Source organism: Paenibacillus brevis, from assembly GCF_018919145.1.
In the GTDB taxonomy this organism is placed as follows: domain Bacteria; phylum Bacillota; class Bacilli; order Paenibacillales; family Paenibacillaceae; genus Fontibacillus; species Fontibacillus brevis.
The window spans coordinates 1-10,830 of record NZ_JAHLQJ010000039.1; the positions used below are offsets into that span (position 1 = coordinate 1).

General features: G+C 48.7%; 9 protein-coding genes. 1 reads left to right on the top strand and 8 read right to left on the bottom strand.

Features of this window, described 5'->3' with window-relative positions:
* Positions 1-367: 367 nt before the first annotated feature.
* Entirely contained in the window at positions 368-1,246 is an 879-nt protein-coding gene (locus KQJ23_RS24145) for a nucleotidyltransferase-like protein (protein WP_216481299.1), read from the bottom strand.
* A gap of 118 nt (positions 1,247-1,364) precedes the next feature.
* Between KQJ23_RS24145 and KQJ23_RS23375 the strand changes: the two genes are divergently transcribed.
* Positions 1,365-1,757, top strand: a complete 393-nt coding sequence (locus KQJ23_RS23375; RefSeq protein WP_216481305.1) for a YgzB family protein — start codon at positions 1,365-1,367, stop codon at positions 1,755-1,757.
* A 79-nt stretch (positions 1,758-1,836) separates the two neighbouring features.
* Here the strand turns inward: KQJ23_RS23375 and KQJ23_RS23380 are convergent, their stop codons facing one another.
* From KQJ23_RS23380 to gatC, 7 genes are all read right to left on the bottom strand, one after another.
* Positions 1,837-3,549, bottom strand: coding sequence for a glycosyl hydrolase family 18 protein (locus KQJ23_RS23380; RefSeq protein ID WP_216481306.1), 1,713 nt, complete (start codon positions 3,547-3,549; stop codon positions 1,837-1,839).
* Between the two features lie 237 nt (positions 3,550-3,786).
* Positions 3,787-4,215, bottom strand: a complete 429-nt coding sequence (locus KQJ23_RS23385) for a Fur family transcriptional regulator (RefSeq protein WP_216481300.1) — start codon at positions 4,213-4,215, stop codon at positions 3,787-3,789.
* Positions 4,216-4,339: 124 nt separating this feature from the next.
* Positions 4,340-6,178, bottom strand: a complete 1,839-nt coding sequence (locus KQJ23_RS23390; RefSeq protein WP_346779452.1) for a DUF4097 family beta strand repeat-containing protein — start codon at positions 6,176-6,178, stop codon at positions 4,340-4,342.
* 190 nt (positions 6,179-6,368) lie between these two features.
* A complete protein-coding gene (locus tag KQJ23_RS23395) occupies positions 6,369-6,836 on the bottom strand; it encodes a GNAT family N-acetyltransferase (protein ID WP_216481301.1) in 468 nt (155 codons plus the stop codon).
* A gap of 36 nt (positions 6,837-6,872) precedes the next feature.
* Positions 6,873-8,312 (bottom strand): Asp-tRNA(Asn)/Glu-tRNA(Gln) amidotransferase subunit GatB, encoded by a 1,440-nt coding sequence (gatB, locus tag KQJ23_RS23400; protein ID WP_216481302.1) that lies wholly within the window; start codon positions 8,310-8,312, stop codon positions 6,873-6,875.
* A 24-nt stretch (positions 8,313-8,336) separates the two neighbouring features.
* Positions 8,337-9,791, bottom strand: a complete 1,455-nt coding sequence (gene gatA, locus KQJ23_RS23405) for an Asp-tRNA(Asn)/Glu-tRNA(Gln) amidotransferase subunit GatA (protein WP_216481303.1) — start codon at positions 9,789-9,791, stop codon at positions 8,337-8,339.
* Positions 9,792-10,096: 305 nt separating this feature from the next.
* A complete protein-coding gene (gene gatC / locus KQJ23_RS23410) occupies positions 10,097-10,384 on the bottom strand; it encodes an Asp-tRNA(Asn)/Glu-tRNA(Gln) amidotransferase subunit GatC (RefSeq protein WP_216481304.1) in 288 nt (95 codons plus the stop codon).
* Positions 10,385-10,830 lie beyond the last annotated feature (446 nt).

The window sequence follows — 10,830 nt, forward strand, 5'->3', positions numbered from 1 at the left end:
CCAGCGTTCGTCCTGAGCCAGGATCAAACTCTCCATTAAGGTGTTTGACTTGCTCATTTCAATACTGACGAGAATGTTTAATTCTCTTATAATACTCACTCGTTGTTCAGTTTTCAAAGATCAACTTTGCGATGTTATTCGCTTTTTCGCATCACTGCGTTGTCTCAGCAGCGACCTTTATAATATAACACGTTCGCCTCTTTTAAGTCAAGAACTTTTTTTCAAGCCTTTCAAACCAAGTTCGAAACCGCTAATTTAAAGCACCTTGTCTTTCAGGGGCGAGTTATAATTTATCACAGAATGAACTAGCCAGTCAACACCTTTCGCTGCAATTATCAACTGGAAAAACATGACTGCAAATTTAGGGCTACAGCCAATAACGAATTTCACGTCCTTCCCCCAATCGTTCTTCTACACGGGCAGAGGTCTGTCTGACGAATGAACGGTATACCAGCTTCCTAATCAATAGAGGGATGTCCTCGCGAATATACTTTAATTCAGGGTGTTCTGTCAGCTCTTGAATTCTCCATGGTTCCTTCCGGCTGCCAATAATGTGCAGCAACGCCTGACAGCACTCCTTCATTCTGGACGTCACAAAAAAATCGCACGCAATCAAGACAAGCTCAATCCGTTGTTCCAGACTCTCCTTGCTGTCTGTCAGCTCATCGAAAAGCTTATACACTTCCGTGTTAAGCTCCCGGATTTGTTCCCATATACTGTTCTCCGGTATAATTCCCCGGCTGATCAATTCAATGCGTGCGTAATGCTTCAAGGATTGCAGCATGTTATAGTAGGCATCCATATAGTCGTGTTCCCGAGCATACTGCTTCGCTTGAACATAGGTTCTTAAAAATCCGGAAAACTCCTTCAATTTCCGATGGTCCCACATATCCGCTTCCAAGGCGATCATGCGGCTGCGCAATTCTGTCACCTTGCCATGCTCCTCCCAAAAGATTTCACCGTGAAGAAAATATCGGATAAGCTCCCGACTTTCCCCGGAAATGCTCCACTGGAGCAAATCTTGCTGAGCAATATATTTAATCTGATAACGAATGCTTCCGCTGATACAATGCTCGATCTGGACGGAATAAGGATCCAGTCTGTCGCAGATCACCAATACGATCAACTCAAAGTCATGAAGCAAGGGACCATTGAAGCTAGAGCCTTGCTGTCGGTAACCCACAGCTCCAATAACCTGATGATTGCTCGTCTCTCTGTCCGGAATTGAAAAAACACTCTGCTTCACAGCGCCCTCCTGCCTTGGCGTACAACCGCCAATTCGTTATAATATAGTTCTACACAGCCAGAACGTTTCCTTCTTCATTTGCGATATGAAATTTCATAGAGAATTGAGGTTGTTATGGATGCTCTTTAAATCCAGCAAAATCAACGAATTTCGTCTGTGGGGGCTGTTGCTTACCATGGGTGGAATGGGACTGATGATCTTGGGAACAGCAGGAATCGTATTTTGGGGACAAGCTGGCAAGGTGGCAGCCGGTATTGGTCTTGTCATCGGCTTGATCCTCATGCTTGGGAGTCTGGCCATCTATTTCTGGGCCGGGATGCTGTCCACCTCTGCCGTCCAACTGGATTGCCCGGAATGCGGGAAGCTCACCAAAATGCTGGGCAAGACAGACCGCTGCATGTTCTGCAAAACCATCCTTACCCTGGATCGGGAACAAGCTACCGTGACGGTTGATGAGTTGGAGCAGAACCATCTTCAACAGAATTCCACAGCTTCAACTCCGAAACAATGAATACTAATGAAGCCCCAGACGATTTAATCGCAAAAATATCCGCAAAAAGGCAGACCGTTCATTCGGTCTGCCTTTTTGATTACTCTATGATTTGTTTAAGCACGTCCCATGCTTCTGCTGATGCAAAGCTGCGGGTCCATGTAGCGACTCCGGCAAGGCCCAGCTCTTCCGCCAGGTCCACTCTGCTTTGCAGTGAGACGGCATCCTCCAGCCAAATCCGGTTCAGGACATCTCCCTCTTTATACTCCACATAATTTTGGCCCGTATCTGCTGAAAATTCCGGTGTAAGCTTAAAAGTTTCAATGATTTCTTTTGCCTTTTTCATTCCGATCGCCTTGGACTTCACTTCAGTCTTTCCGTCCACTTCGGTTTCGCTCCATACCCGGGTATACAACGGGATTCCGAGAATCATCTGGTCAGGATCGACTCCATCCTCCTGCAAAATCCGATTGACAGATGCTTTCACCCATGGCAGAGAAGCTACCGAGCCTGATTTCTGGCTAGCTGCCCAATGCTCGTCATAAGCCATCAGAATCAAATAGTCCACCACGGGAGCCAGCGCTCGGCGGTCCAGAAAGGCCGACCACATCTCACTAGTTGATTTGGGGGTTACGTCAATGGATACAACAAGACCATATTCGGATGCCAACGGACGCAATTCCCTCATAAATTGAGTCAAATTCGGTCCATCCTTTGTATAGACATTTTCATAGTCGATATTGATTCCATCCAGATCATATAACTCGGCGTAATGGAGCATCTGCAAGATCGTTGTCATTCTTTTATCAAAACTGGACAGCGCCTCAGTGGTTAGATCGGGCTCAAAGCTATTGCTGAACAGCCCCCATACCTGCATGCCCTGATTATGGGCCCAGTTCACATAAGCAGAATCAGCCTTCGATTTGACATTCCCTTCCCCGTCTATCAATGAGAACCAGGTTGGACTCACCACATTCACACCGGGCAATTCACCGATCGAAGCCGGCTTTGGCGCGACCTCGTAGACTGCCTCCCAGGTTAGATTCACCTTCTTGGACTTCCATTTCTCTTTTCCTGGAGATAAGGCCTGTTCCAATTCCGGCACCTGCCGGCTGCCGCCTTCCACGGTAGAAGCCTTCTTCACAAAACCTGTATATCCATTATATAGCTGCACATAGTACCATTCTTCCTGCTGTTCTCCCAGAATACGCAGCTTCGTCCCTGACTTCATATCTTGAAGAATTGGAGCATGAATATTCCCCTCTTCCCGTAAGGCAACCGTAAAATCCTTCTTGCTCGACTCCTTGACCGTCACATGATTCAACTGCTCTCCCGGCGTCATAAGCAATACCGCCCCAGATGCGCTATCCTCATGGACTTCGACCCCGTAAAGCTCGGTCAACAGGTCAGCAGGAAGATAAATCACCTCGTTTTGCTTCTCGGGGGCAAACCGCAATTCTACGGGCTTATTATTGATTTGACCGGTTTTTTCATCTGTTTTTAGAAGAACCAGCTTGCGCGGAGTCGTAATAATAACAGATTGCGTCTCCTCTTCATAAAGAATCGTATCATCAATAATCTGCTGAATGATGGGAAGCGGCAGCTTAAGACTTTCTCCTTGGCCGATCGCTGATCCCTCCAACAATTTCCCATCAGAAAAAATCGGCTTTTCATACTTCCCCAGCCATTCCGGATCCGTATGCTCCCGGTTAGGCAGCACCTCCGTAGATACCCACCACAATCCCGCAATCATTAAAACCAGGAACAGAAGCCAGCCTTTCTTGCTTTTTCGCCTCGCCTTCCCGTGTTTCATCCTTCTTGTATCCAAATATGTTACCTCCGTCACGAGTAATCTATTTCATCTCTGATGCCTAATAATCTATATAAGCATTAATCTAACGAATGAAGCTAGAAGATAGTTTCATATATTATAGCATACTAGTAAGCGGCTCCAGGGCAACCAACACAAAGAGACCCCCCTTTCCCATGAACCGGGTTAGAGAGGTCTTATGAATTAAAGTGCGTGTTTGAACTACCTCTAAAAGAGGAATCAGGCCTGCTCCTGGCAGGATTTACATACACCATGCAGTTCGAGCCGGTGTCCATGAACGACGAATCCGGTCTCCTCTTCTGCTCTTCGCTCAATATCCTCCAAGGAAGGATAAGAGAAGTCCTTGATTTTGCCGCATTTCTCACACACGATATGATAATGATCCGATACATCCGCATCAAATCTGCTGGAATTATCACCGTAAGTCAATTCATGTACCATACCTGCTTCAATTAGCATCTTCAAATTATTATAGACCGTAGCCACACTCATATTAGGAAAACGAGGCTCCAAGGCACGGTAAATTTCATCTGCCGTAGGGTGGTTCATCGTCTCCATCAAATAGGAAAGAATAGCGTGACGCTGGGGCGTAATCCGTACACCAGTATTTTTTAGCTGATCCAATGCATGCTGTACGCGAGTAGCCATAAAGTCCACCGCCTTTAAAAATGTAAATTAGAATGTTTATAATTTCATTTTACGTTTACCCATTTATTTTTGTCAACGAGTGAACGAGCCTCGATCCAATCCATTCATGACAATCATAAGAATTTTAACGATAATTCACGATAAGGTTACTGTTCCCATCTACTTTTATCATATGCTCTCCATTCCCCTGAATACCTGTTATTACCTTATCTTCGATGGTAAAGGGCAGATCGGATTGAATATCGCCGTAGCCGCTCGAGCCCTCAAGTGTATAATCACCCATCACGGGGATTTCCAGTGTGACTTCCCCCACTCCGCTGTATACATCCCAGTCTCCTCCAACCAAATTGCTCGATACCCTGATCTTTCCATTCAGGGATTCTGCATGCAACCCTTGCGGTACGCCGTCGATGACAATATTGCCGTTTCGCGTTCCGGCCGTGATCTCCCCTTCGGCATTCACCAGTGAAATATCTCCTACCTTCGAAGACAGGGCAGCATCTCCGTCAATCCCGTTTGCCTTCAGATTCCCTCCCTGGGTATCGATGGTCAAATTCCCAAAGATGCGATAGAATTCAGCATCCCCGTTCAGCACCTTGGCTGTCACATTGCCGCCGATCTCCCAAAGTCTCAGATTGCCGTTGGCCGTCTGCAGCTTGATCTGCTTCAGAGCCTGCACCTTGGTCAGCTTAATCGAACCGTCTGTCGTACTGATATCCAGATCGAGGAAGCGATTCTCCGGTAATAGTATCGTAAGATTCACTCTTGGATGGCGCTTGCCGGAAGCTCCGTAAAGTTGACTTTTCACAGTCAAGGTCAGAGATTTCCCCACCGTCGCGGCAATTTCCGTCTTCTCGGCAATAGATGCGGCCTCTTCCTCAGACAGTTCATCCACCCAGACCGTTCCCTGGATCTGAATGTCCTCCGTCGTTGCACGCTTTATATCGATATCCCCGTTCACTCCGTTAATAACTACTTGCTCCGTATCCAGCTCAATAGGCACCCGGACAACCGGCATCTGCAGGTGATACCCTTCCGCCTTGCTGAATTCTGCGGCTGATGATGCCAAGTCAAGGCTCACCCGATTCCAGAGGTGCATGTAATGATCCTGCTGGGTCACAGCAAATACTGAGAATGCAATCGCTACTGATAAAATAATGCCTTTAATATCGACTCGAATCCGATATGTTCGCCGCCCGGACGATTTGAGATGCCAGAATAGAACTCCGATATAATCCACGCCGAGCAGCATTAGCACCAGCGGCCACCACTCTGGAAGCTTGAAGAGATTATTCTGACCCGTTATTCGGTCCGATAACAGTACGAGTCCTACTCCAACAATTAATGCCGCAGCTGTAAAGCGGCCGGATCGGATGAACCGGCGCCGCCCCTCACTCCCGATCATAAACAAGCCGCCTATGGTCAGGGCTGCCGAGACGAAATAGCCGGAGAACCAATCCAAATAGGATTCCAGCCAAAACGGATCCATACGAAGTAAAAAAATGACGGCTCCGCTGCCGATCAGCATGAGTCCAGCAATTAGCCCTTCACGCACATTTGCATCCTGGGGCTGAGAAGCGGGAGCGTCGATGGACGCTTCTCCTGCTTCCCTGTATGCCTCTTCATAGCGAATTCTGGCATTGATCAGATCAACCGCTTGAAGAACAGTATATATACTATAGAAATAAATGATCGGAATCATCAGTCCAAGCAATACAAGTAGCGGGAGGTTCAAGGCAGATCTGACCGAGGAAAAATAAATGAGAGACGATATATCGAGCAAAAACAAGCTGATCAAAGCGGTACCTTTTACAGGAAGCTTCAAATATAGATGTCCAAGTCCCGGAAATCCCGCCGCAAGCAGGCAGGCAACAACCTTCCGCTTCTTGCGTCTGGGACGGAATCCACGGGTAGCTGCGCCGCCGGATCGAATAGACGCTTCTTGACGTGGCTCTTTGCTCACAGAAGTTTTCAGCGTCACCCTCTCCTCTCTGAAGTAAACATATATACCTATATCATACCCTAATCCGGAGCTACTGTAATATGGGATCGTTTGGAGAAAGGTCTCATTAAGGCCTGAATATCCCGCAACAAAAAGGCGCGATCTCTGCACAATACAGAGGATCACGCCTTTCCTTCGAATACAAATGCATTCAGTAAGATCTGCGATAGTGGAATACAGTTAGATGCGCACCCGCAACAGAGCTGACCGTTTCCCCCGGTTCAAAGCCGAATTTACGATACAGTTGCACAGCAGGAACATTTCCGGTCCCAGCAGTTACGGAAAAAGCATCTACATCAGGAAAACTCCTCAAGACATGCTCTACCAACCGGGAGCCAATGCCTTGACGCAGGCAATCCTGCCGGATCATGAGTCTGGTAATCTCCACTTGAGCAGGAGAACCGGAGAGCAATACGGCGATGGCCCCCAGCAACTCCTCCTCTTCCGAGATCATTCCGAAAAAAAGATCGCCGCTGGATCGCAGCGAGCCGAAGGTTTCAGGGAGCGGGGGAACATTTTTCAGTCCCATCGCAGCCGCCTCCATACGATAGGCCGTATGCTGAAGACGCCAAATTTGTTCAACGATATTCGGATCCTGCAAGGACAGGCTTACGATCATTTCGGGCTCCCCCTTTCCTGACCAGCGATTCAAGGATTAATTCTTGAGCACATCCAGCAGCAGCTTATTGACCAGCCCAGGGTTTGCCTTGCCCTTGCTCTGCTTCATGACCTGCCCGACGAGGAATCCGATCGCCTTATCCTTACCTGCCTTATAATCTTGTACGGAAGCCGGATTATTCGCCACAACCTCTTGCACGATGGCGAGAATAGCGCCCTCATCACTAATTTGAACCAAGCCCTGTTCCTCCACAATCTGCTGAGGGAGCTTGCCGCTTTGAAGCATTTCCTTAAATACGGTCTTGGCAATCTTGGAGCTGATCGTACCTTGTGCAATCAGATTCACCATCTCACCCAAGCCCTGCCCGGTCAACTTAATCTGGGATACTTCAAGGCTGTTCGTATTCAGGTATCCAAGCAGCTCACCCATCACCCAGTTGGAGACTGACTTCGCATCACTCGTAAATTTCAAGCTCTCCTCGAACAGATCCGCCAGCGCCTTGGATGACGTAATCACACCCGCATCATATTCAGGCAAGCCGTACTCTGAGGCATAACGCGCTTTACGGGCATCCGGGAGCTCAGGAATCGTGGCCCGGACTGCGTCCTTCCATTCCTGGCTAATCTGGATTTTCACCAAATCCGGATCCGGGAAGTAGCGATAATCATGCGCTTCTTCCTTCCCGCGCATGGAGAAGGTCTTCCCTTGCGCTTCATCCCAGCGGCGCGTCTCCTGCACAACAACCCCGCCGTCATCAAGAATCTCGGCCTGCCGGATCTCTTCGTATTCCAGACCGCGCAACACGCCGCGGAATGAGTTCATGTTCTTGAGCTCGGCACGGATGCCAAATTCTTTCTGCCCGCGAGGACGAAGACTAATGTTGGCGTCACAGCGCATTGAGCCCTCTTCCATCTTCACATCGGACACGTCGCAATACTGCATGATCGCCCGCATCTTTTCCAGATAAGCACGAGCCTCTTCCGGAGAGGAGATGTCAGGCTCCGACACAATCTCAATTAACGGAGTTCCCACGCGGTTAAAATCGACAAGGGAAGCGTAGCCGCCGTCGACATGCGTCAGCTTGCCGGCATCCTCTTCCAGATGCACACGTGTAATTCCGATTCTTTTCGTCACACCGTCTACTTCAATGTCGATATAGCCGTGTTCCCCGATCGGCTGGTCAAATTGTGAAATCTGATAAGCCTTTGGCGAATCCGGATAGAAATAATTCTTCCGGTCGAATTTGCTCACATCGCCGATCTGGCAGTTGAGTGCCATCGCCGCTTTCATTGCATATTCTACCGCCTGACGGTTGAGCACAGGCAATACGCCAGGGTGTCCGAGACACACCGGGCAAGTATGACTGTTCGGAGGAGCGCCGAATTCCGTGGAGCAGCCGCAAAAGATCTTTGATTTCGTATGCAGCTCCACATGCACTTCCAGTCCGATTACTGTTTCATAATGGGATGTTGACATGTTGACCCTCCTGATTAGCCCGTCTTACAGCACCGGGCGTTGTTTATGGTGGTCCGTATGAGCTTCAAACGCATGGGCTACACGGAGAATGGTGCTCTCATCGAACGCTTTGCCGATCAATTGCAGGCCAACCGGAAGTCCCTCGGCAAAGCCGCACGGAATGCTGATCGCGGGTACACCGGCAAGGTTGACAGGAATCGTCAAAATATCGTTCAAATACATCGTAAGCGGATCATCTACTTGAGATCCCAATGCAAAGGCTGTGGTAGGAGCTGTTGGCCCCAGAATAATATCGAATTTTTCGAAGGTCTGATCAAAGTCCTGCTTGATCAAGGTCCGCACCTTTTGCGCCTTCAAATAGTAGGCGTCATAATAACCCGAGCTTAGCGCATAGGTTCCCAGCATAATCCGGCGCTTCACTTCCGGCCCGAAGCCTTGGCTGCGAGATTCCAGATAGAGATCAAGCAGGCCTCCGGCATGGTCGGCACGCACACCGTAGCGGACGCCGTCGAACCGGGACAGGTTGGAAGAGGCCTCCGATGAAGCAAGCAGATAGTAAGCAGCCACGGCATATTCCGTATGCGGCAGCGAGACTTCCTCCCAGACGGCACCCAGCCCTTCCAGCACACGGAGTGATTCCATAATGGCATCCTTAACAAGCGGATCTACGCCATTCAGATATTCCTTAGGAACGGCAATTCGGAGTCCCTTAATATCGCCGGTCAGAGCTTGCACATAATTAGACGTATCTACATTGGCAGAAGTCGAATCTCTGTGATCATGTCCGGCAATCGCCTGAAGAACATAAGCAGCGTCTTCCACATTTTTTGTTACCGGACCGATCTGATCCAGGGAAGAGGCAAACGCCACCAGCCCGTAACGGGACACCCGTCCATAGGTTGGCTTGAGTCCGACAACTCCGCAATAAGAAGCAGGCTGGCGAATCGAGCCGCCGGTATCCGAACCGAGAGCAAAATAAGCTTCACCCGCCGCAACAGCCGCTGCCGAGCCGCCGCTGGAGCCGCCGGGAACCCGGGACAGGTCCCAAGGATTGCGGACCGGATGGTACGCCGAATTCTCGTTGGAGCCGCCCATAGCGAATTCGTCCATATTGAGCTTGCCGACGGTTACGGCCTCGGCCTCCTTCAGCTTCGAGACGACCGTTGCATCATAAATCGGATTATAGTTGTCCAAAAAACGGCTGGCACAGGTGGTCCGAAGCCCCTCTGTTACCATATTATCCTTGATTCCGACAGGCAATCCAAAGAGCAGCCCCTTGCCGCCCCCCTGAACCAGTTTGTTATCCAGCTTTACCGCCTCTTGACGGGCTGCTTCCTCATTAAGCGTTAAATAGGCGCCGATTCGCTCATCACGCTCTGAAATTTTGGCGAACGCCTCACCCACCAAATCGGTTACTGACAGTTCCTTCTTGTCCAGCCGATTATGTATCTCCTGCAAACGCAAATCAAACAGCGTCACTCACGCGTCCTCCTTCCAAATTAACCGATATCTATATAAGTTGAACTAAAGATTGTACACTGGGGGCAACGTGTGAAGTGTTCTTACGATCGCTGTTGTTCACGGATTTCTTTGACTGAACTAAGCCATCATAGAGTAAAAATCCGCTCACAAAGGCGAACGCTATCCGAGCCTATGCTCCCGAAGTAGCTTTCTTTCAGAAAGCTTTCACTTCAGAACACTTCTCACTTATGCCCGTTCTGTGTACTTTTCTAGTTCAACTTATATAATTCCGGCCATGCCGTTATTACATTGTCGTATGATGCTTATTCCAATACCGCCGGCACTTTAAATTGTCCGTCTTCCTCTTCCGGCGCATTCCGGAATACCTTCTCCTGCGGCAGGCTCTCTCTGACCTCATCCTCACGCATCACATTGCTGAGATGAAGCACATGAGTCGTTGGCTCCACTTGATCTGTATCAAGCTCGTTCAATTTCTCGGCATATTGTAAAATCGCATTCAGCTGTCCCGTAAAAATCTCACGTTCTTCTTCGGTGAGGTTTAGTCTGGCCAGCTTGGCTACATGCTCCACATCATTCACCTGGATACTCATTTCACGCTTCCTCCCTCTTCTTTATAGAAGTTGTTCAAAAAGTCAGCTTTTGCTGAAAACCTGATTTTTCGAACTCGAACTTATACATGAATAAAATTATATTGTAGATTAAGGCGGAGTTCAATCCGTTAAAGCACGAAAAAAGAAGAACGGCGCCCTTCCAAATAGGAGTATGTTTCCATAATGGACTGACCCTTTTGTAGTGAGAAACTAAATAATAGATAATCGCTTCAGTTTATCTGCAACTAGAATCTTTAGCGGGATGGAGTAGATTTGCCATATTTTAGTGCCAAAAGGCATTAAAATTCACGGCTGGAGCCGGGCTGGGCACATTTTAGTGCCAAAAGGCATTAAAATCGCTGCCGGGGCCAGGCTGAGCACATTTTAGTGCCAAAAGGCATTAAAATCCACGGCTGGAGCCGGGCCGAGCACATTTTAGTGCCAAA